Source organism: Methylophaga marina, assembly GCF_030296755.1.
Lineage (GTDB): Bacteria > Pseudomonadota > Gammaproteobacteria > Nitrosococcales > Methylophagaceae > Methylophaga > Methylophaga marina.
In genome coordinates this window covers 1,417,777-1,437,880 of record NZ_AP027741.1, presented here as the reverse complement: position 1 = coordinate 1,437,880, position 20,104 = coordinate 1,417,777, and the positions used below count along the sequence as shown (strand labels likewise).

General features: G+C 41.5%; 22 protein-coding genes and 3 pseudogenes. 12 read left to right on the top strand and 13 right to left on the bottom strand.

Going from position 1 to position 20,104, the window contains the following annotated elements:
* Positions 1-125 precede the first annotated feature (125 nt).
* Positions 126-470 (top strand): pentapeptide repeat-containing protein, encoded by a 345-nt coding sequence (locus QUE24_RS07410; RefSeq protein ID WP_286305959.1) that lies wholly within the window; start codon positions 126-128, stop codon positions 468-470.
* On the opposite strand, the gene tatC is transcribed toward QUE24_RS07410, so the two are convergent.
* The 10 genes and pseudogenes from tatC to hisB form a co-directional block, all read right to left on the bottom strand.
* Positions 467-1,198, bottom strand: coding sequence for a twin-arginine translocase subunit TatC (tatC, locus tag QUE24_RS07405; RefSeq protein WP_286305958.1), 732 nt, complete (start codon positions 1,196-1,198; stop codon positions 467-469). The genes QUE24_RS07410 and tatC overlap by 4 nt on opposite strands.
* On the bottom strand, positions 1,191-1,493 hold the full coding sequence (gene tatB / locus QUE24_RS07400; RefSeq protein ID WP_286305957.1) for a Sec-independent protein translocase protein TatB: 303 nt from the start codon (positions 1,491-1,493) through the stop codon (positions 1,191-1,193). Before tatB ends, tatC begins: the two co-directional genes overlap by 8 nt.
* Positions 1,494-1,513: 20 nt before the next feature.
* On the bottom strand, positions 1,514-1,756 hold the full coding sequence (tatA, locus tag QUE24_RS07395) for a twin-arginine translocase TatA/TatE family subunit (RefSeq protein ID WP_286305956.1): 243 nt from the start codon (positions 1,754-1,756) through the stop codon (positions 1,514-1,516).
* Positions 1,757-1,767: 11 nt separating this feature from the next.
* Positions 1,768-2,106 carry a histidine triad nucleotide-binding protein gene (locus QUE24_RS07390; protein ID WP_286305955.1) on the bottom strand — a complete coding sequence of 113 codons (339 nt, stop codon included), beginning with the start codon at positions 2,104-2,106 and terminating at the stop codon, positions 1,768-1,770.
* Entirely contained in the window at positions 2,103-2,423 is a 321-nt protein-coding gene (locus QUE24_RS07385) for a phosphoribosyl-ATP diphosphatase (protein WP_286305954.1), read from the bottom strand. Before QUE24_RS07385 ends, QUE24_RS07390 begins: the two co-directional genes overlap by 4 nt.
* Entirely contained in the window at positions 2,420-2,803 is a 384-nt protein-coding gene (gene hisI / locus QUE24_RS07380; RefSeq protein WP_286305953.1) for a phosphoribosyl-AMP cyclohydrolase, read from the bottom strand. Before hisI ends, QUE24_RS07385 begins: the two co-directional genes overlap by 4 nt.
* Positions 2,804-3,576 (bottom strand): annotated as a pseudogene (gene hisF, locus QUE24_RS07375) (imidazole glycerol phosphate synthase subunit HisF).
* An 8-nt stretch (positions 3,577-3,584) separates the two neighbouring features.
* On the bottom strand, positions 3,585-4,334 hold the full coding sequence (gene hisA, locus QUE24_RS07370; protein WP_286305952.1) for a 1-(5-phosphoribosyl)-5-[(5-phosphoribosylamino)methylideneamino]imidazole-4-carboxamide isomerase: 750 nt from the start codon (positions 4,332-4,334) through the stop codon (positions 3,585-3,587).
* Positions 4,335-4,360: 26 nt separating this feature from the next.
* The gene (hisH, locus tag QUE24_RS07365) at positions 4,361-5,002 is read right to left on the bottom strand and encodes an imidazole glycerol phosphate synthase subunit HisH (RefSeq protein WP_286305951.1); all 642 of its coding nucleotides are present in this window, start codon (positions 5,000-5,002) and stop codon (positions 4,361-4,363) included.
* A gap of 53 nt (positions 5,003-5,055) precedes the next feature.
* Complete coding sequence (hisB, locus tag QUE24_RS07360) at positions 5,056-5,649, bottom strand: imidazoleglycerol-phosphate dehydratase HisB (RefSeq protein ID WP_286305950.1); 594 nt, start codon at positions 5,647-5,649, stop codon at positions 5,056-5,058.
* Positions 5,650-5,847: 198 nt separating this feature from the next.
* Between hisB and fnr the strand changes: the two genes are divergently transcribed.
* Positions 5,848-6,495 (top strand): fumarate/nitrate reduction transcriptional regulator Fnr, encoded by a 648-nt coding sequence (gene fnr / locus QUE24_RS07355; RefSeq protein ID WP_286305949.1) that lies wholly within the window; start codon positions 5,848-5,850, stop codon positions 6,493-6,495.
* Between the two features lie 116 nt (positions 6,496-6,611).
* Positions 6,612-7,292 carry an OmpW/AlkL family protein gene (locus QUE24_RS07350; protein ID WP_286305948.1) on the top strand — a complete coding sequence of 227 codons (681 nt, stop codon included), beginning with the start codon at positions 6,612-6,614 and terminating at the stop codon, positions 7,290-7,292.
* A 47-nt stretch (positions 7,293-7,339) separates the two neighbouring features.
* Here the strand turns inward: QUE24_RS07350 and murJ are convergent.
* A pseudogene (murJ, locus tag QUE24_RS07345) lies at positions 7,340-8,784 on the bottom strand (murein biosynthesis integral membrane protein MurJ).
* A gap of 238 nt (positions 8,785-9,022) precedes the next feature.
* Between murJ and QUE24_RS07340 the strand changes: the two are divergent.
* The gene (locus QUE24_RS07340) at positions 9,023-9,559 is read left to right on the top strand and encodes an SCO family protein (RefSeq protein ID WP_286305947.1); all 537 of its coding nucleotides are present in this window, start codon (positions 9,023-9,025) and stop codon (positions 9,557-9,559) included.
* Here QUE24_RS07340 and QUE24_RS07335 read toward each other — a convergent pair.
* Positions 9,541-10,467 (bottom strand): hydrogen peroxide-inducible genes activator, encoded by a 927-nt coding sequence (locus tag QUE24_RS07335; RefSeq protein WP_286305946.1) that lies wholly within the window; start codon positions 10,465-10,467, stop codon positions 9,541-9,543. The two genes, QUE24_RS07340 and QUE24_RS07335, sit on opposite strands and share 19 nt — an antisense overlap.
* Before the next feature lie 191 nt (positions 10,468-10,658).
* Between QUE24_RS07335 and rd the strand changes: the two genes are divergently transcribed.
* The 4 genes and pseudogenes from rd (at position 10,659) to QUE24_RS07315 (ending at position 15,176) form a co-directional block, all read left to right on the top strand.
* Complete coding sequence (rd, locus tag QUE24_RS07330) at positions 10,659-10,823, top strand: rubredoxin (protein WP_286305945.1); 165 nt, start codon at positions 10,659-10,661, stop codon at positions 10,821-10,823.
* Positions 10,824-10,946: 123 nt separating this feature from the next.
* The gene (gene recF / locus QUE24_RS07325) at positions 10,947-12,047 is read left to right on the top strand and encodes a DNA replication/repair protein RecF (RefSeq protein ID WP_286305944.1); all 1,101 of its coding nucleotides are present in this window, start codon (positions 10,947-10,949) and stop codon (positions 12,045-12,047) included.
* A gap of 57 nt (positions 12,048-12,104) precedes the next feature.
* Positions 12,105-14,524, top strand: a pseudogene (gene gyrB / locus QUE24_RS07320) (DNA topoisomerase (ATP-hydrolyzing) subunit B).
* An 88-nt stretch (positions 14,525-14,612) separates the two neighbouring features.
* On the top strand, positions 14,613-15,176 hold the full coding sequence (locus QUE24_RS07315) for a cytochrome b (protein ID WP_286305943.1): 564 nt from the start codon (positions 14,613-14,615) through the stop codon (positions 15,174-15,176).
* A gap of 59 nt (positions 15,177-15,235) precedes the next feature.
* On the opposite strand, the gene QUE24_RS07310 is transcribed toward QUE24_RS07315, so the two are convergent.
* The gene (locus QUE24_RS07310) at positions 15,236-16,549 is read right to left on the bottom strand and encodes an NAD(P)/FAD-dependent oxidoreductase (RefSeq protein WP_286305942.1); all 1,314 of its coding nucleotides are present in this window, start codon (positions 16,547-16,549) and stop codon (positions 15,236-15,238) included.
* Positions 16,550-16,689: 140 nt separating this feature from the next.
* On the opposite strand from QUE24_RS07310, the gene QUE24_RS07305 reads away from it, so the two are divergent.
* From QUE24_RS07305 to QUE24_RS07290, 4 genes are read left to right on the top strand one after another with little or no spacing between them, the layout of a single operon-like run.
* Positions 16,690-17,238: a flavoprotein gene (locus QUE24_RS07305; protein WP_286305941.1), complete on the top strand. Its 549-nt coding sequence runs from the start codon at positions 16,690-16,692 to the stop codon at positions 17,236-17,238.
* Positions 17,239-17,246: 8 nt separating this feature from the next.
* On the top strand, positions 17,247-18,791 hold the full coding sequence (locus tag QUE24_RS07300) for a DUF6513 domain-containing protein (protein ID WP_286305940.1): 1,545 nt from the start codon (positions 17,247-17,249) through the stop codon (positions 18,789-18,791).
* Positions 18,791-19,369, top strand: coding sequence for a DUF447 domain-containing protein (locus QUE24_RS07295; RefSeq protein WP_286305939.1), 579 nt, complete (start codon positions 18,791-18,793; stop codon positions 19,367-19,369). Before QUE24_RS07300 ends, QUE24_RS07295 begins: the two co-directional genes overlap by 1 nt.
* Positions 19,359-20,045 (top strand): (5-formylfuran-3-yl)methyl phosphate synthase, encoded by a 687-nt coding sequence (locus QUE24_RS07290; protein WP_286305938.1) that lies wholly within the window; start codon positions 19,359-19,361, stop codon positions 20,043-20,045. The genes QUE24_RS07295 and QUE24_RS07290 overlap by 11 nt, the downstream gene beginning before the upstream one ends.
* Positions 20,046-20,104: the final 59 nt, after the last annotated feature.

Genomic DNA, 20,104 nt, shown 5'->3' with positions numbered 1-20,104 from the left:
AGGGTGATACTGATTTAGCTATTTGTGAAATACATCCGAATATTTTCTGTTGTATATAAATATGATGAACTTATTTAATATTTAGCCGCTAAACAATAATAACGTTAATAAGGGAGAAAATAACGATGGCTGCTCCAATCATTACAGATAATCCGCTATATCAATTGCTTCGAGACGGTAAGGTACAGGAGTTTAATCAGAGAGTCGCTGCTGGTGAGCAAGTCGATTTAAGAGGGTGTGATTTTAGACACTTGACACTGGTCGGACTACTTGCGAAAGGCTTAGATTTTTCAAATAGTTATTTTCGCCAGGCTGACTTAAGGGGTATCGATTTTACTGAGTGTGTCAGCATGGAAGGCGCCAGTATTCATGGTGCAAAGATTTCTGGTGTGTATTTTCCTAAACAGATAGAAGCAGAAGAAGTCTTGCTGTCTTTACAACATGGCACGCGGATGCGATACAAGAACTAAAGTTGCTGCTGTTTTTTAGGTAAAAAACGGGCACTGAATAACCCCATTTCAAATAATAACCAAATAGGCACAGCGAGTAAGGTTTGAGAAATGACATCTGGCGGCGTGAGTAACATACCTACGACAAAAGCCCCTACGATGATGTAAGGCCTCTTTTGCTTTAATGACTCCACTGTGGTTGCTTGTGTCCATATGAGCAACACAGTGGCAATAGGGACTTCAAACGCCAAGCCAAAAGCAAAGAACAGTTTTAAAACAAAATCCAGATAACTGCTGATATCTGTCATCACCGCCACCCCTTCAGGCGCGGCTTGAGTCAAAAAGGCAAATATCAGTGGGAAGACGGCGTAATAGGCAAAAACAATACCTAAGAAAAATAGAATCGTGCTGGCAAATAATAATGGGAACACCAGCTTTTTCTCATGTGCATATAAACCCGGCGCGACAAAAGCCCATAATTGGTATAACAATACTGGTACAGCCAGCAGTATGGCCGTGCTCAACGTGAGTTTAAACGGCGTTAAGAATGGTGAGGCGACTTCTGTCGCTATCATGGTACTGGTTTCTGGTAGCTGCTCGAGTAAAGGTTCAGACAAAAAGTGATAAAGGTTATTGGAAAAAGGCAGTAAACATAAAGCAATAACTAAAACGACTAGCACGCCCTTTAGTAAACGATCTCTTAGCTCAACCAGATGGGATATAAAAGGTTGTTGATCGTGATTATCCATCTTTTTTATCGGTCTCTTCTTTTTGAGCGGTTTTTTTATTCTCTTGCAGACTTTCGTCAATATGAATCGTTTGATTCATATCAGACATGGTTTGATTAGTTTTATTAAGCGCATCTTTTAACTCCTGCGCTCGAAGCTCTCTGGAAATATCTGTTTTTATGGCATGTAATGAGGCTTGAGCCCGGCCTATCCAAAGTCCAGTCACTCTGACCAGTTTTGGCAGTCTTTCAGGACCGACGACAATCAATGCCACCAGAGCAATGACTAAGATTTCCCAGAATCCAATATCAAACATGGCGAATGTGCCGATTTAGACTAGTGAGAAGTTTTATCTTTATTATCACTTTTCTGTGAAATGTCATCATGTGCATCATGATGTTGGATAGCGTCATTTTTTTCTTTATCGATATCATCTTTGCCATCTTGCACAGAGTCTTTGAAGCTCTTGATTGCACTACCTAAATCACCACCAAGCGATCGCAGTTTTTTTGTGCCAAATAATAAAATAACAATCGCTAAAACGATAAGTAATTGCCAAATGCTAATACCACCTAACATGGGGTTATCTCCTAATTGAATCCAGGCATTTTACTACCGCCAAGGATATGAATGTGCAGGTGATCGACTTCCTGGCCACCACCAGGTCCGGTGTTAATAATCGTACGGAACCCATTTTTAAGGCCTTGTGATTCAGCTATTTTGGGTAAGCTGAGCATCATATGGGCAAGGAGCGAAGCGTGCTCTTGATTTGCGTGATCCAGCCTGGCGATATGTTGTTTCGGAATCACTAACACATGTACAGATGCCTTGGGAGCGATGTCAGTAAAGGCATAAATTAGTTCATCTTCATAAACGCGGTTTGAAGGTATTTCACCTGCGACGATTTTACAGAATATACAATCGTTCATGATTTGCTCCGGTTAGCCTTTTCTTCCAGGCCAGACAAGCCAAAGCGTCTGGCAAGTTCATCAAGAACAGCTTGAGAATCGATATCATTATGCGCCAGTAAGACAAGGCTATGAAACCATAAATCAGCAGTTTCATAGATAATTTCGTCTTTCACACCACCTTTGCCTGCGATGACTGTCTCAACGGCTTCTTCACCCAGCTTTTTCAGAATTTTATCTGTGCCTGCAGCATAGAGGCTGGCAACGTATGAGCTATCAGCATCAGCTGTTTTGCGTTCGGTAAGTACTTGACTAAGTTGTTTAATTATATCGCTCATGAATAAATGTCTTTTGGGTCTTTTAAAACTGGCTCAATTGCTTGCCATTTATCTGACTGTAATTCATTAAAGAAGCAGTGATGCCGTCCAGTGTGGCAGGCAATGCCCCCTTTTTGAATCACTTCCAACAAAATAGCATCGTTATCACAGTCCATTCGTATTGATTTAACGATCTGTTGGTGCCCTGATTGTTCACCTTTATGCCATAACTTTTGTCGTGAACGTGACCAATAAATGGCATGTCCTTGTTCAGCTGTCAGCGCTAATGCGTCTCTATTCATCCAAGCTAAAGTGAGTACTTGCTTGCTTTCAAACTCTTGCGTAATGACAGGAACTAAACCATCACTATTCCACTTCACTTGATCCAGCCAAGTTGTCATTTACAACCTCACCTCAATACCCTGTGCAGCCATTTGTTGTTTGGCTTCTTCAACAGTGTGTTCACCAAAGTGGAAGATACTTGCAGCCAGAACGGCATCCGCATGACCTAATTTAATGCCATCCGTTAAGTCTTGAAGTTTGCCAACACCACCTGAAGCAATCACTGGTACGTTAACAGCATCACTGACTGCTCTGGTAAGCGCCAGATCAAAACCTGACTTTGTGCCGTCTTTATCCATGCTGGTCAATAAAATCTCACCCGCACCATACTCGACCATTTTTTTAGCCCACTCTACGGCATCAATACCTGTAGGTTTTCGTCCACCATGGGTAAAAATTTCCCATTTATCAGTTTCGTTTTCAGCAGAGACTTTTTTGCATCAATAGCAACGACAATACATTGTGAGCCGAACTTTTCTGCCGCCTCACGAACAAACTCTGGATTGTTAACAGCTGCTGAGTTGATGCCAACTTTATCGGCTCCGGCATTCAGCATGCGACGAATATCTTCTACCGTTCTGATTCCACCGCCGACGGTTAATGGAATAAAGACCTGACTGGCTACCGCTTCAACCACATGAACCATAGTGTCACGTTCAGCATGAGTAGCTGTAATATCAAGGAAGGTAATTTCATCAGCACCTTGTTGATCATAGCGTTTAGCGACTTCAATCGGATCGCCAGCATCCCTTATATCAACGAATTGGACACCTTTAACAACACGCCCACCATCAACATCAAGACAAGGAATAATGCGTTTTGCAAGAGACATGGTTATATTTAAAACTCCAGAGGCGGATTTAATTTATCAGCCATCTCCTGACCTTTTTTCAAATCAATACTGCCTTCATATATAGAACGGCCTAGAATAGCACCCATCACACCTTCATCTTCACAGGCACATAACGACTCAATATCTTCATATGAACTGACACCGCCTGAAGCAATCACTGGGATTTGAATGGCTCGAGCTAAGTCACGCGTTGATTCGAGGTTGAAACCCTGCATCATGCCATCTCGGCTGATGTCAGTATAAATAATGGCTTCAACGCCATCTTGTTCGAATTGTTGAGCGATGTCGATAACGTCATGATTAGACAATTTTGACCAGCCATCAATGGCTACTTTACCGTCTTTTGCATCTAGGCCGACAATGATATGCCCTGGAAACTCAGCACAGACATCACCCACAAAATGCGGTGCATTAATCGCTTTTGTTCCAAGAATGACATAGCGAACACCAGCATGAAGATAGGTTTCAATGGTTTCCTCGTCACGAATACCACCTCCAACTTGGACATCCAAGTCAGGAAATGTTTTGCAAACTTCGTGGATGACGTCAGCGTTGACCGGATTACCTGCAAAAGCACCGTCAAGATCGACCATATGAAGTCTTTTCGCCCCTGCTTCTACCCATTTCCGAGCAACTGCAACAGGATCCTCTGAAAATACCGTGTTATCTTCCATTCGCCCCTGACGCAAGCGCACGCAGTGACCTTGTTTGAGATCAATGGCAGGGATTAACAACATATTCTTACTCCGTTTGTTGATGTCTGTTAGGACTGACCGTCCCAGTTTACAAAATTTTCTAATAACTGCAGTCCAGCACGTTGGCTTTTTTCTGGATGGAATTGCGCAGCGAAAATATTATCTTTGTACAATGCTGCAGCAAAATCATCTGGATAAGCTGAAGTACCTGCAATGACTGCTTTATCTGTGGGTTCAGCATAAAAACTGTGAACGAAATAAAAACGACTATTTTGCTCTATGTTTTTCCATAAAGGATGTGAACAGGTTTGATGAACTTGGTTCCAGCCCATATGCGGCACTTTTAATTTTTCGCCATTAATTAAAGCATCAGGTCGAAATAATTTAACGCTACCTGAAAAAAGGTTCAGCGTGTCCACACCACTATTTTCTTCACTATGCGACAGCAATGCTTGCATACCCAAGCAGATACCTAGAAAAGGCTTTTCTTGTGTTGCTTGCAAAATAACATCTTCTAATTCCAGCTGTTTGAGTTCCGCCATACAATCACGAATTGCGCCGACACCCGGAAATAAAACATGACTGGCAGAAAGAATGGTTTTTGGGTCAGATGTGACAACAACAGAGGCATTATTAGAAACTGCTTCCAGTGCTTTTGATACTGAGCGTAAATTACCCATGCCGTAGTCAATCACTGCTATGTGATGCATGTTAAACCTGTTTATTTACTTAGTTTTATTGGCTAATAATTCTTAATAAAGGATTATAAAGCACCTTTGGTTGAAGGCAATTGCTCCAGTGCGCGCTGATCCAGTGAAACAGCCATTCGTAATGCACGACCAAATGCCTTAAATATGGTTTCAGCAATATGATGAGCATTGCGGCCTTTTAAATTATCGATGTGCAGAGTCATACCAGCATGATTCACTAAGCCCTGGAAAAACTCATAGAACAGGTCGACATCGAATTCGCCAATCTTGTCGCGGGTAAATGTGACATCAAATTCGAGACCAGGACGACCAGAGAGATCGAGTACCACTCGAGACAGAGCCTCATCTAAGGGGACATAGGCATGTCCGTAGCGAACAACCCCTTTTTTATCACCCAAGGCTTTCTTCAGCGCTTGACCTATCGTAATGCCGACATCTTCAACAGTGTGATGTGCGTCAATATGTAAGTCACCATTGGCTTTGACCGATAAATCAAACAAACCATGACGAGCAATTTGATCCATCATGTGATCTAAAAATGGGACACCGGTTTCGGCATTGAATTGACCGCTTCCATCCAGATTGATTGATACTTCGATCTGTGTTTCTAGCGTGTTTCGCGCAACTGACGCGCTACGAGTGGTCATTTGAGTTCCTGAAATTAATAATAAAAAGAGATAATAACTGTTTCGAACAAGGGTTTGAAGCGTTATTATAGTCGATGTTCACAACACAGGATTAACAATGACTCAGTTAGGCAACGTTACCCCCTATTTCAGGACCTCGCCAAAGTTGAACATGAGCATAATCTTGCGTGTCAGGAATGCTCACTTTATCGATTATGTTTGCCTCTTGGTTTACATAATAATGACCTGATTCAATTAGATAAAATCATTAAACGTAGTCAGAGTTACTCACGTGGTCAGCCTTTATTCAGCACTCAAACACCGTTCAATTCTATTTATGTTGTCCGCTCAGGCTCATTTAAAACTACGGTGTCTGCTGTCGATGGTCGGGAACAAGTCACCGGGTTTTATTTTCCAGGTGAGTTTGTTGGCCTTGATGCCATTTACGAACAAGCCTACCGTTCGAATGCCAAGGCTTTAGAAAGCAGCAGTGTTTGTGAATTACCTTTTGATATGTTGCAAGAGCTAGGCGCAAATATGCCTCAACTGCAAGTGCAGATGATGTCGCGTTTAAGTAAGGAATTATCAGGTGATAAAAGCCTGATGTTTTTGCTTGGCAAAAAAACCGCTGAAGAAAAACTAGCGACATTTTTATTATCCATTTCCCGTCGTTTCCAAGATCGGGGTTTTTCTGCGCGTGAATTTCAACTGAGTATGTCTCGTGGTGATATCGCTAATCATCTGGGCTTAGCTGTAGAAACAGTCAGCCGCCTTTTCTCTCGCTTTCAAGATGAAGGCTTGATCGACATTCATAATAAGTCGATTTCCATCCGTGATGTTGAAAAATTGAAAGCATTGTGTGGTTAATATTGGGAAAAATTGGTAAGCGCTCGCTTTATTGATCCAGGTCAATGCATTAAGTCCACACCTCCGTAAAATTCAAACCATGTCTTACAGAACATAGTTTGTCCCAGGAGGAAAAAATGAAAACAACAACATTAGCTGCAGCACTACTTACTACATTAGGTCTTTCTACTGTTGCTGCACCAGCAATGGCCTATGAAGCAGGCGACTGGTTAGTTCGTGGTCGTATCATTAACGTCAACCCTAATGATGATAGTGGAACCTTATATGTAGGTGGCGCAGATTCAGGTCAAAAAGGTGTGAGTGTTAATTCTGACACTGTTCCTGAATTAGATATCACTTATATGATGACTAAAAACTGGGGTGTTGAGCTAATTCTTGGTTATTCTCAACATACAGTGAAATCTGAAGGTTATTGGGCGGCTCAGGGTCTAGGTGATGTTATTGATACTAAAGTATTACCCCCTACATTAACGTTGCAATATCATTTTATGCCTGATTCAAACATTCGTCCTTATATCGGTGCCGGTGTCAACTACACATACTTTTTTGACGAAGAAGTGGACGGCCCTGTTCTGGATGTTCCAGGTGCGAAAGTCAAATTGGATAGTTCATGGGGTCTAGCGGCACAAGCCGGTGTAGACGTGGCTTTAAATGACGATTGGTTTGTTAACTTTGATGTGAAATACATCGATATTGATACTGAAGCTCATTTCTCTGGTACACCTGTCGGTAAAGCAAAAATTGAAGCAGATATTGACCCATTCGTTTGGGGTATTGGTATCGGACGCCGCTTCTAAGAAATTTATGTCCTCGTAGTGCTTGGCCCTCCTCGGAGGGCCTTTTTTTATCTCATTATTGGCCTGACTAAACTTTTTAGATTGATACGTAGTACGAGTAAAAAAGTGAAGTAAGTGACTGCAGCACCAACGATCAGACCGAATAAATGTCCGGCTCGTTGCCATGCATCCCATATTACCCATTCATTGTGTTGTGGATTAAGTAGGAGTAAAAAAACGAACAAACCGCTATTAGCAATGAGTAATTTTAATGAGAATTTACCCCAGCCTGAATTGGGGGTATAAACGGATCTTTTCCTCAGTCCGTGATATAGCAAACCCGCGTTCAGCATGGCAGACAGTGCTGTTGCTAATGCCAAACCAACATGATCAAGATAGATCATCAGTACGACGTTCAATGCCATATTACTAATCATCGCAATAATGCCAATCTTCACGGGAGTTTTTGTATCCTGCCTCGCGTAATAACCTGGCGCTAATACTTTAATAAATATGAATGGCAACAGTCCCAAACCATAAGCCATTAAACTCAATGAAGCTTTATGTGAATCCATCACCGTAAATTCGCCATATTGAAACAAGGTCATTAGTAGTGGTTCTGCCAAGTAAATAAGCCCTATCGCTGCTGGTGTACCAATTAGAAATACCCAGCGTAAGGCCCAGTCGATAGTGTCTGAGAATTCTTCTGTCGACTTGGCCGCATGTTTTCTAGAAAGACTCGGCAAAATGACGGTAGACAAAGCGATGCCAAAAACGCCTAATGGAAACTCAACAAGACGATCTGAGTAATACAGCCAGGAAATACTGCCCGTCACTAAAAACGAGGCAAGTAAGGTATCTAATAGAAGATTTATTTGTGCTACTGATACCCCAAACATCGCGGGTATCATTAATCTGGTAATTTTTCTGACACCCTCACTTTTCCATCCCCATTTTGGCCAGGGTAATAATCCAAGTTTTATCAGAAAAGGTAATTGAAAAATAAACTGTACAAGGCCGCCTATGAAGACCCCCAGGCCAAGCCCGTCACTGGCTCACTTAAATTAGGCGATAACCATATTGCGGTACTAATCAATGAAATATTTAAAAAAACCGGTGTAAATGCGGGGATGGCGAATTTGCCAAAGCTGTTCAGAATGGATCCTGCAAGTGCAGTTAAAGAGATAAAGAAGATATAAGGAAATGTGATCGTCAGTAAATCTGCAGCTAAATCTGCCTTTACTGGATCTTCAATAAAACCGGGTGCAAACACCATGATGATGACCGGTGCGGCAATCATCCCTATTGCTGTAATCATTGTTAATATTACAGCCAATGTTCCGCTTGTCTGGGCAATTAAGTCTTTTAAAGGTTTATCTCCATGTTCTTTGAACTCAGCAAGAACTGGTATAAAAGCCTGCGAAAAAGCCCCTTCTGCAAATAAGCGTCTTAAAAAGTTTGGTATTTTGAAGGCGACAAAAAATACGTCTGCTCCCAGGCCCGCGCCAAACATTCTGGCTATGACAATATCCCTAATAAACCCCAATATCCGGGATAAAAAAGTCATCACACTGACAACTGCGGTAGACTTGAAGAGTTTCTCGCTCATTTTTTACTCACAACAGGGGTTCATCCGGCTATTCAAGGTTAGATGTTATATGTTTAAGCCAATTAAAAGTGTCAATTCTAAGGCTTTTCTGCTGTTATATCTCACTATTACCCTGATTATTTTAGTTTTGTGGGTGAGTCGGATGGAGATTTCGCAACCAGATAGGCGAGATATTCCTGATGAGCTAAGTCCGTTTCTTATTTCACCTCCTAAAACACTACCTCAGTTTGTTCTTAATAGTCAGTCAAATCAGATTCTGACGAATGTCAGCTTTGATGGTCGCTGGAGCTTTATCTACTTCACACACTCACATTGTCAGCCAGAATGTGATGTTGTCATTGATGTGATGCAAAACCTTAAACGTTTATTTGCTGGGCAAACAGTCCAGTTCTTACTCATTAACTTCGACAATCAGGGCGAAAGTTCTGCATTACCTAAAAGCTCACTACAACTTTATAGTGGTTCTGCTGATGTTATTCATTCTGTTATTAGTAGTTTTGATTTTTTATACCTGGAACCGGAAAGTTATCAGAACAGTAATAAAGTCGAGCAGCAACACTATATTTATCTAGTCGATCCACAAGGTCGTGTCTATGCTGTATTTAAACCTCCATTTACATCACTTGCTATACAGCATGTTTTCTTCAGGTTGCGCGATTTTTATGCACGTAGTGAATAATTTGTATCAGCGAGCGCATCAGAAAAAGTCTTCGCTAATTGTTCTAACGTCGCCGTCCTTCTGAAGCTTGGTCGCCAGACCAGGCCAATCTCTCTTAATGCCTGATCGTTATCTGCCGATAGGGGCACTAAACAAATCTCAGAATGAATAACCATATCTGAATTAACGGCCATGTCTGGAATAAGTGTAATACCCAACCCACTGGCGACCATTTCAATCAGTGTATAAAGACTTGTCGCTTGTACACTCTTTCTTTGTGCGGATGCAGGCAATTGGCATGCACTTAGTGCGTGCTCCCTCAAGCAATGCCCTTCTGCCAATAAAAGCAATTCGTTTGTAGGTAAATCGCTCGCTTTTAATTCTTCTTTCTCAGCTAAGGGGTGGTTCTTAGGCAGCGCTATCCAGAAGGATTCTTTGGCAAACTCTCTATGTGTGAGACCACGTGTGTTGTATGGAAATGCTAATACCGCCACGTCAATATTACCGCTTTCTAACTGATCTAAAAGTCGCTCCGATTGGTCTTCTATTAATACGATTTCCAGCTCTGGTAACTGCTTTCTAACCGTTGGTAATACTTTCGGTAATAAAAAAGGACTTATCGTCGGAATAATCCCTATTTGTATTCGACCCGATAGTGGATTTTTTTCTGATAACGCCAGATCAACAAGGTCTTCACTCAATGACAATATTTGTTGTGCTCTGCTGGCAATTTCTTCTCCAATCGGAGTTGGTAAGACTTTCCTATTCGTTCTTTCTAATAAAGAGACTTCAAGCAGTTGCTCTAAATCTTGAATTCCGGCACTTAATGTTGATTGGGTAACAAAACATTTCTCTGCGGCATGGCCAAAATGCTTTTCTTCTACTACTGCCGTAAGGTATTGAAGTTGTCTGAGTGTGGGGAGTCGCATAATCGGCTTTTTCGTTTATTTGTCTAATATTAAGTTATAGCATAAATATATAGTTAATTTAAAAAGTCTTAAAAGTACGACCTGTCACAATGTAAATAGTTTTATTCCATTATTGAAACTTCGCTAACGTAACTCTCCCAATTTTGTTAACATCACACATAAATAAACTTAAAAAATCTCGGAGTTTCAGTATGAAAAAGTGGCAGTGCATTGTTTGTGGATTTATTTACGACGAAGCTGAAGGCCTACCTGAAGAAGGTATTGCACCTGGCACGGCTTGGGAAGATATACCTGAAGATTGGGAATGCCCAGAGTGTGGCGTTGGTAAAGATGACTTTGAGATGCTAGAAATTTAAACCTCATTATTATTTATATTGATACATTCATTTAGCCATATTAATTCTTTTTATTTGTTTTGTAACAATGTAAAGCAAGTGCATGATATCTAATATGGCTTTAATTCCTGTAGCTCTGATTCTGTGTTATCACATCTGACGCTTTCAAATTTTCGTAATATTAACCAGGTCTCTTTAAGTCCTTCTGTTGGTATTAACTTATTCATCGGCGAAAATGGCTCCGGTAAGACTAGCATTCTTGAAGCGATTCATTTGCTCGCTATGGGTCGCTCGTTTCGCTCGCGCAATTTAAAAAACATCATTCAGTTTGAGCATGCACAATTCACGGTTTTTGCGCGTTCATCGGAAATGACACCGGTAGGTTTACTTTTTGATACGAACACTGGTCTTCAAATCCGCTTGAATAATGCCCCACTAAAAAAACTTTCTGACCTTGCTGTTAACACACCACTCCAATATATCTCTGCGAACTGTCATCAGTTCTTTGAATTGGGTCCAAAATTCAGAAGACGCATGATCGACTGGGGTGTGTTTCACGTGGAACATAAATTTAATTATCATTGGCAAACATATAAAAAAGCACTAATACAAAAGAATGCAGCACTGAAAAATAAGAAATCCAAAGCTGAAATAGAACTATGGGATCAGTATCTGGTAAAACATGGTGACCAAATTACCGACCTACGTACTACTTATCTCAATAGACTTATTGATATATTCAAACCTATATTTAGCAAAATTTGCCCGACCTTTGATCAATGTGAATTTACAATTCGATACAGCAAAGGATGGAATAAAGATAAATCACTTCCCGAAACACTTGCTGAAAATTATGAGCGAGATCGTATTTTAGGTTACAGTCGAGCTGGACCACACTCTGCAGACTGGATGGTAAGAATTAACAATGATTCACCTGAAGAAATGTTATCCCGTGGTCAACAAAAACTCTTTTATTTGTCATTGTGTCTCTCACAGATAACACTATTGATGGAGATTAAAGGGGTTAAAAATACGATTTTATTGCTTGATGACCTAAGCTCAGAATTAGACTGGCAACATCAAAAAACAGTAATGGAAACACTCAGAAGTTTGCCCGTACAAACTTTTATTACAAGTACCAATACTGAATTAGCTAGGTTAATAAGTAATGAAAAAGAGAAAGTGTTTCACGTGAAACATGGAGAAATCAGAGAGGATAATGAGACTGTCAACACTTCTATATAAGTAGTAGAATAGAAGGTTATTCAGCACATCCTCCATTTGGCCAGGAATAGTTTGACTATGACAACGGAAAAAAACAACAACACATACGATTCTTCAAATATAAAAGTCCTAAAAGGACTTGATGCGGTAAGAAAAAGACCTGGTATGTATATCGGTGATACCGATGATGGTACCGGCTTGCATCATATGGTTTTTGAAGTTTTGGATAATGCAATTGACGAAGCGTTAGCTGGTCACTGTAGTGAAATTCAGGTGAGAATTCACCCAGATGATTCCGTCTCTGTTATTGACAATGGACGGGGTATTCCAGTAGATATCCATGAAGAAGAAGGTGTCTCTGCAGCAGAAGTTATCATGACGGTATTGCATGCAGGCGGTAAGTTTGACGACAATTCATACAAAGTTTCAGGCGGTTTACATGGTGTTGGTGTCTCTGTCGTAAATGCCTTATCAAAAAAATTAGCGATGGAAATTCATCGCCACAACCGGGTTTATAAACAAACTTACACACATGGTGTGCCAGATTCAGCATTAACAGATGTATCTGATACAGACATCACAGGCACGAAAATTCAGTTTTGGCCAAGTGAAGAAACATTCACTAACGTCACGTTTGATTACAATATCCTGGCAAAACGGATCAGAGAGCTAGCCTTTTTGAACTCAGGGGTCAGAATTGTTTTAACAGATGAGCGTGATGAAAAAACAGAAACATTCTTTTATGAGGGCGGAATTACTGCTTTTGTTCAGCATTTGAATAAAAATAAAGATCTCATTCACGAAAATATCATCAAAATTTCTGGTATGAGAGATGATGTAACGGTCGAGTTATCGATGCAGTGGAATGACTCGTATCAAGAAAATATTTATTGTTTTACAAACAATATTCCGCAGCGCGATGGCGGAACACATTTAGCGGGTTTCCGTGCTGCATTGACCAGAACACTCAACCAGTACATTGAGAGTGAAGGACTAGCGAAGAAGTCCAAAGTGACAACAAGTGGTGATGATGCGCGTGAAGGATTGACCGCCGTTCTATCCGTAAAAGTACCTGATCCGAAATTCAGTTCACAAACTAAAGATAAACTGGTTTCATCAGAAGTAAGAACGATTGTTGAGTCTTATGTGAACGAGTTCTTCCATGACTTCTTAATTGAGAACCCTACTGATGCAAAATTAATCGCTAACAAAATGATTGATGCTGCTCGTGCACGTGATGCCGCAAGAAAAGCTAGAGAACTTACGCGCAGAAAAGGCGTACTCGATATAGCCGGTCTGCCTGGTAAATTGGCCGATTGTCAGGAGAGAGACCCTGCCCTCTCAGAACTTTTTTAGTGGAAGGGGACTCAGCGGGCGGCAGCGCCAAGCAAGGTCGTGATAGAAGAACGCAGGCAATTCTACCGTTGAAAGGAAAGATTCTTAATGTAGAAAGAGCGCGTTTTGACAAAATGATCAGCTCTGCTGAGGTAGGCACATTAATAACCGCATTAGGATGTGGAATCGGCCGTGATGAATACGATCCTGAAAAACTCAGATACCACCACATAATTATTATGACCGATGCGGACGTTGATGGCTCACACATCCGAACATTGCTATTAACATTTTTCTATCGACAAATGCCAGAGTTGATTGAACGTGGTCATGTCTATATTGCACAGCCACCGCTTTATAAAATTAAGAAAGGTAAACAAGAGCGTTACGTGAAAGATGATGCAGAAATGGAGCGTTATCTAACAGAGGTTGCATTGACAAATGCCAAGTTATTCCCAACAGAAGAGGCCAATGCTATCGAGGGCAGTGCGTTAGCATCTTTGGTCACTGAATACCAAACGGTCAATTCAATAATTGGCAGATTGTCTAATCATTATTATCCTGCGTTTCTTGATAAGCTTGTTTATCAGCCTCAGATTCCAGAAATGAGTGATAGTGATGCGATAAATAGCTGGTTATCAGTCATCGAGGTGGAACTCAATAAAGGTTTACCAACAGGTACGCAGTTTAAACTGAGTATTAAAACACAGGAAAATGACCCAGTTGGTTTGATCAATATCAGCTACAGTCGACATGGTATCAGCACAGACTACCATATCCCTGGTGAATTCTTTGATAGCACTGAGTATCAAAAAATCCTTGCATTTTCTAATAAAATCAATGGGTTGTTTGGTGAGGGTGCAAGGGTAGAACGTGGTGAAAGGCAGCAAGAGATTAGTTATTTCTCACAAGCCGTGAGTTGGTTGCTAGCTGAAGCACGCCGTGGCCAACATGTTCAACGTTATAAAGGCCTAGGTGAAATGAATCCTGATCAGTTGTGGGAAACCACAATGGATAAAGATAAACGTCGACTTTTACAGGTGAAAATCAATGATGCTATCGTCGCTGACGAGACGTTCAATACACTGATGGGTGATAATGTTGAACCAAGAAGAGAGTTTATTGAGACGCATGCGTTACAGGTGTCAAATTTAGATATCTAATATAGGAATCTTTCCTGAGTAAAATAAGTCATACAGCCGCAAGGTTGTGTGGCTTTTTTATGCATAAAAAGAAAGTGAAGGAAATTATATGCCCGAACAGATAAAACAGTACGACTTGGTACAGCGATGGTTACATTGGTTAATTGCGTTCGCCATTCTAGCCATGATCGCAATCGGACTATACATGGTTCAGCTTCCGAAAGAATGGGAGTTGCCTGAAGGTCAAGAAAGTGTTCGGGCATTTTGGTTTTTATTACATAAATCCTTGGGGATCAGTATCGCTGTACTGATTTTAATGCGTGTAGCGTGGCGTATATTTCATCCAGCACCCTCTCTTCCCTCTTCTATCCCATTATGGCAACAGAAGCTCTCTGGCGGCGTCCACGGGCTATTGTATGTGTTAATGATTGCTATGCCACTAACGGGCTATCTACAATCAATGTACAGTAAATACGATACGAAACTGTGGGGAATAGTTTTACCGCGCCTGGCGGAGGCAGACCCAGATATGAGGGAGTACTTCAGTGAAATACATGAAGTGTTGGCATTTACGTTAATTGCATTATTACTTTTGCATATAGGTGCAGCAGTAAAACACCGAATAAATAATAATGGTATTACTCAACGCATGTCATTGTTTTCCAAAAAGTAGATGTAGAGAATATAAAAAAGGCCCTATAAAGGGCCTTTTTTATGAGATGTAGCAAGTGTTTAGTGTAGTTTGATTTTAGGGTGAACACTACGTCTGAAGATATGCGACAGAGAGAGCATAGCAACCCGGAAAGGACCAAACAGTGCAACTTGGTGCATCTTATATAAAGAAAGATACATCAGGCGCGCCATGAAACCCTCAATCATCATGCTACCTTTACTTAGGTTACCCATCAAATTACCAACAGTACTGTATTTACCTAACGATACTAGTGAGCCATAGTCATGGTATTCAAATTCAGGGGCAACCTTACCTGCCATGCGATTACGAATAGATTTATACACAACAGATGCCATTTGATGAGCTGCTTGAGCACGTGGTGGTACGTTCTCATCATGTCCCTGCCACTTACATGCACAACAATCCCCGATGGCATAGATATCATCATCTAAGGTCGTTTGTAATGTTTGTCTTACAACCAATTGGTTCATCCAATTGGTTTCAAGTCCAGCGATATCTTTTAAGAACTCTGGCGCTTTGATACCTGCCGCCCATACTTTAATGGCAGCCGGAATGGTTTTTCCACTTTCTGTGAATATAGCCTTGTCATTGACCTCAACAACGCGTTCTCCAGTAAGAACGTCAACGCCTAACTTCGTCAATTCATCCGTTGTAGCCGCAGAGAGATTTTCTGGTAAGCCAGGTAAAACACGATTGGCTGCTTCAATAATGCTAATCTTGACGTCTTGTGGCTGTACTTCATCAAGCCCATAAGCTGTGAGTAAGTGAGAAACTTCGTGAAGTTGAGCACTAAGCTCAATACCTGTGGCGCCTGCACCAACAATAGCAATGTTCAACTGACCTTCGTGCAAAGGCTTACCTTGAGTGTGCGCGCGAAGATAGGCTTCAAGTAATTTGTTTTGGAAAGATTCGGCTTGCTTGGTTGTATCAAGGAATAAGCAGTGATCACGAACACCTTTGATACCAAAGTCATGACTAACGCTACCTACAGATATAACAAGGTAGTCGTATTCAAATTCACGACGTGGGATAATTTCCACCCCATCTTGATTCAGCGTGGGGGCCAGAGAGATAGTCTTACGGTCTCTGTCTAAGCCATCCATTTTACCCAAACGGAAACGAAATCCACTGGCATTGGCTTGACTCAAGTACTCAATTTCATCTTCATGCGAATCGAGTGTACCAGCAGCAACCTCATGAAGAAGCGGTTTCCATATGTGTGTATGTGTATTATCGACAAGCGTAATTTCAGCTTTGCCTTTTTTACCCAACTTTTTGCCGAGTTTAGTGACTAATTCAAGACCACCTGCCCCGCCTCCGACAACCACAATTTTTGGAATACTGTTAGACATTCGCAAAGACTCCAATCTGACGCAAAATTACAATGAGTTATCGATTTTAACGTAAAAAACCCTATAAAACCTATCTTATTTTTACTAAGTGTACTTAGTCTGGCAAAATTTACGTCTTAACTTATTCACAGAGAAACAAAATGCAAGCAAGGCCTGAAAAACCACGTCTGGCTTGGGCTATTACAGGCTCAGGACATTATCTGAAAGAATGTTTGGAAATTGTCCATGAGTTAGATGACGTGGACTTGTTTTACAGCCGAGCTGGTGAAGAAGTTGTAAGGATGTATGGCTATGATCCAAAATCATTCGTACCAGAGGGACGAGTCTACCGTGATAGAGCGGCGAGCTCACCGCCAGTCGGTTTATTTTATCGAGGTGATTATCATAGTCTTGTTGTAGCTCCAGCTACGTCTAACACCGTTGCTAAGATGGTCATGGGCTTATCTGATACTTTGGTAACGAATATATATGCCCAAGCAGGAAAATGTCGTATACCAAGCATTGTGCTCGCCTGTGATTCTGAACCAGAAATAGATACCCCTGCACCAGACAGAATTGTGCATGTTTCACCCAGAGCGATAGATCTACAACATACGGCTACATTAAAACAGTTCGAGGCAACAACCGTGGTAGATAATGCTGATGAATTATTCAATGTACTGAAGCAACGTCTGGCTGAGGTCGGTTAGTACCTCTGATGGCGAGGAAGATATTATTTCTTACAGGCAAACTGGCTGAGCCCAGTGTGCATAAAGTGTTGGAAGAAATGGCGCCACTCCCCTTTGAGTATCGAGTTCATCAGATAGGCGTGTCTGTCGCAGCATTGATGACAGATAAAATGATAGGTAGACGACTCAAGCCTGAAGATTTTGAAGGGTTTGATGAAATCATAGTCCCAGGCCGCTGTCGAGGAGACCTCGAGCTACTAAGCCAAGATCTGGGTATTAAAATTACGCGTGGCCCAGATGAAATCAAAGATCTACCAATGCAGTTTGGTAAAGCCCGTAAAAAACCAGATTTATCTCACCACGCTGTCAAAATATTTGCCGAAATCGTCGATGCTCCTGAACGCTCTATTGAAAGTCTGTTAGAACGTGCCCGGTATTATGCTAGCCAAGGGGCGGATGTTATTGATATTGGCTGTTTACCTGAAGAAAAATTTCCATTAATGGAAGAAGCTATTGCAGCATTACATGATAATGGTTTTAAAGTGAGTGTGGACTCACTTTCGATTCATGACCTGCAGCGTGCGTCCAAAGCAGGTGCTGACTATTTATTAAGTTTGACTGAAAAAACGATTGATCTGGCAAAAGAAACAGACGCCGTCCCAATTTTAGTTCCTGCTGAGCCAGGTTCCCTTGCCTCACTGGAGCGAGCTATGGAAGCCATGGATAAAATTGGTAAACCGTGGGTGGCAGATCCGATTTTAGATCCCATTCATTTTGGTTTAACGGCCTCAATTGTTCGTTACCATGAATTACGGCGGAAATACCCTGATGCGCCGATCATGATGGGAGTAGGTAATCTGACAGAGTTAACTGACGCGGATACTACCGGAATCAATGCCATGTTATTTGGCATGATTTCTGAGTTAAATATTAACTGTGTATTAGCAACAGAAGTTAGCTCGCATGCACGACGGGCCATACGTGAAGCCGATGTGGCGAGACGAATGATGTTTGCCGCCAAACAGGATAATAGTCTACCAAGAGATTTTACAGGTGACTTGTTGGTGTCACACGAACGACACCCGTTTACGGATACTGCTGATGAAATTCATGCTTTGGCCGACACGATTCGAGACCCGAACTACCGGATAAAAGTCGCAAAAGAAGGCATTTTTATGTTCAATCGTGATGGTATTGTGCAGGATATTGATCCATTTGAATTCTATCCCCATCTAGACGTAGAGAATGATCCCGGCCATGCATTTTATCTTGGTGTTGAACTGGCCCGCGCCGAAGTCGCCTGGCAGTTAGGTAAGCGTTATACCCAAGATGAAGATTTACAATGGGGTTGTGCCGTTGATGTGGCAGAAGAAGATTTAACAGAGCAAAAGGTGGAAGGTACCACCATGAAAAAAACCAAGAAAGATCGTGCCTGCGGTACAGCAGATAAAACCGATACACCAAGAGAGAGTATGAAAAAAGTCGTCCGTGACGAGCATGCCCCAAAAGTCAAAAAAACTCGCACGGCGTGTGGTACGGCTGAACCTAAGAAAAATAAAAAAGGAGCATCCTAGTGGTACGGCTGACCGCAAAAATTCATGAAGTTATTGTGACGACAAAAAATGCTGATGGTACAGCACATCATGCGCCTATGGGTGTTAGTGAAGTAAATGGTTACTTTCAAATAAAACCTTTTAAACCATCGACAACTTACAATAACTTAATGCGTCATCGCTCATGTAGTATTAACTACACGGATGATGTACGCGTGTTTGCAGGAGCATTAACCGGGCACCGACAATGGCCATCTTCAGCATGTGAAAAGATAGATAGTCTCTATTTAACAAATGCACTTAGCCACACAGAAATAGCTATCCAGAATGTTGATGACGATGATCCCCGCGCCTGTTTTTATGGCGATGTTGTACATGAACAGCAACATGGCTTATTTCGTGGATATAACCGTGCACAAAGTGCCGTCATTGAAGCCGCCATATTGGTTAGCCGTTTGTCGATGTTGCCAGAACAAAAAATTCGCGATGAAATTGACTATTTGACCATCGGTATGGAAAAAACAGCGGGTGAACGCGAGTGGGAAGCGTGGGGCTGGTTAATGAAAAAGGTGAGAGAAGCAGGTATCAATGTCGAATAATACAAAATGGCTAGCCAGTGTACAGTCATTGGAAGAAGCTCAGAGCCTCAATGGCTGTCTGCCAGATATTCTTGATATGAAACAGCCGGCAAAAGGGGCCTTAGGCGCTTTGCCTGTAGATATAGTGGAAGATATTGTTAAGTCGGTATCGGGACGTTGTCTAACCAGCGCGACAATTGGTGATTTGCCAATGCAGTTTGATGTCATTGAGCCGGCAATCATGAATATGGTTGGAACAGGCGTGGATTATGTCAAAATTGGCTTATTCGGAGGTGAAGAACAAGCGGACTGTTTACAAGCATTAACGCCAGTTATCAAACAACTCACCACGCCGGTAATTGCTGTGATATTTGCTGATCGTAATTATGAAACTGATGTAATAGAACAGGTTCTAAAAGCAGGTTTTAGCGGTGTGATGGTTGATACCGCAGAAAAAAATGGTCGCTCTTTATTGGATTTATGGTCAATTGATGCGTTGACAGCGTTTGTAAACATAGTGAAAAACGCAGAAAGTTTATGTGGCTTGGCAGGTGCTTTACGCATTGAGGATATTGCTACCCTACGCGCATTAAAACCCGACTATCTGGGATTCCGTAGTGCTCTGTGTCCTGAGCGCAGAAGAAACGCATCACTGTCAGCGACATTAGCTCAAACAATCGCATCAGAGTTAGAGTAAACCGAGTCAAGACGTCTATTGGCAGGATGCCAGAGGCAATTACTATTAATTAATTTGCA

Excerpts from the sequence above, each read along its gene's own strand:
- hisH (WP_286305951.1), bottom strand. The coding sequence starts at position 5,002 with ATGCATCACATAGCAGTGATTGACTACGGCATGGGTAATTTACGCTCA.
- rd (WP_286305945.1), top strand. The coding sequence starts at position 10,659 with ATGAAAAAGTGGCAGTGCATTGTTTGTGGATTTATTTACGACGAAGCT.
- QUE24_RS07310 (WP_286305942.1), bottom strand. The coding sequence starts at position 16,549 with ATGTCTAACAGTATTCCAAAAATTGTGGTTGTCGGAGGCGGGGCAGGT.
- hisA (WP_286305952.1), bottom strand. The coding sequence starts at position 4,334 with ATGTTGTTAATCCCTGCCATTGATCTCAAACAAGGTCACTGCGTGCGC.
- QUE24_RS07410 (WP_286305959.1), top strand. The coding sequence starts at position 126 with ATGGCTGCTCCAATCATTACAGATAATCCGCTATATCAATTGCTTCGA.
- QUE24_RS07385 (WP_286305954.1), bottom strand. The coding sequence starts at position 2,423 with ATGAGCGATATAATTAAACAACTTAGTCAAGTACTTACCGAACGCAAA.
- QUE24_RS07305 (WP_286305941.1), top strand. The coding sequence starts at position 16,690 with ATGCAAGCAAGGCCTGAAAAACCACGTCTGGCTTGGGCTATTACAGGC.
- hisI (WP_286305953.1), bottom strand. The coding sequence starts at position 2,803 with ATGACAACTTGGCTGGATCAAGTGAAGTGGAATAGTGATGGTTTAGTT.
- QUE24_RS07340 (WP_286305947.1), top strand. The coding sequence starts at position 9,023 with ATGGAGATTTCGCAACCAGATAGGCGAGATATTCCTGATGAGCTAAGT.
- tatA (WP_286305956.1), bottom strand. The coding sequence starts at position 1,756 with ATGTTAGGTGGTATTAGCATTTGGCAATTACTTATCGTTTTAGCGATT.
- QUE24_RS07350 (WP_286305948.1), top strand. The coding sequence starts at position 6,612 with ATGAAAACAACAACATTAGCTGCAGCACTACTTACTACATTAGGTCTT.
- QUE24_RS07315 (WP_286305943.1), top strand. The coding sequence starts at position 14,613 with ATGCCCGAACAGATAAAACAGTACGACTTGGTACAGCGATGGTTACAT.
- hisB (WP_286305950.1), bottom strand. The coding sequence starts at position 5,649 with ATGACCACTCGTAGCGCGTCAGTTGCGCGAAACACGCTAGAAACACAG.
- QUE24_RS07290 (WP_286305938.1), top strand. The coding sequence starts at position 19,359 with ATGTCGAATAATACAAAATGGCTAGCCAGTGTACAGTCATTGGAAGAA.
- QUE24_RS07300 (WP_286305940.1), top strand. The coding sequence starts at position 17,247 with ATGGCGAGGAAGATATTATTTCTTACAGGCAAACTGGCTGAGCCCAGT.
- QUE24_RS07390 (WP_286305955.1), bottom strand. The coding sequence starts at position 2,106 with ATGAACGATTGTATATTCTGTAAAATCGTCGCAGGTGAAATACCTTCA.
- QUE24_RS07335 (WP_286305946.1), bottom strand. The coding sequence starts at position 10,467 with ATGCGACTCCCCACACTCAGACAACTTCAATACCTTACGGCAGTAGTA.
- tatB (WP_286305957.1), bottom strand. The coding sequence starts at position 1,493 with ATGTTTGATATTGGATTCTGGGAAATCTTAGTCATTGCTCTGGTGGCA.
- tatC (WP_286305958.1), bottom strand. The coding sequence starts at position 1,198 with ATGGATAATCACGATCAACAACCTTTTATATCCCATCTGGTTGAGCTA.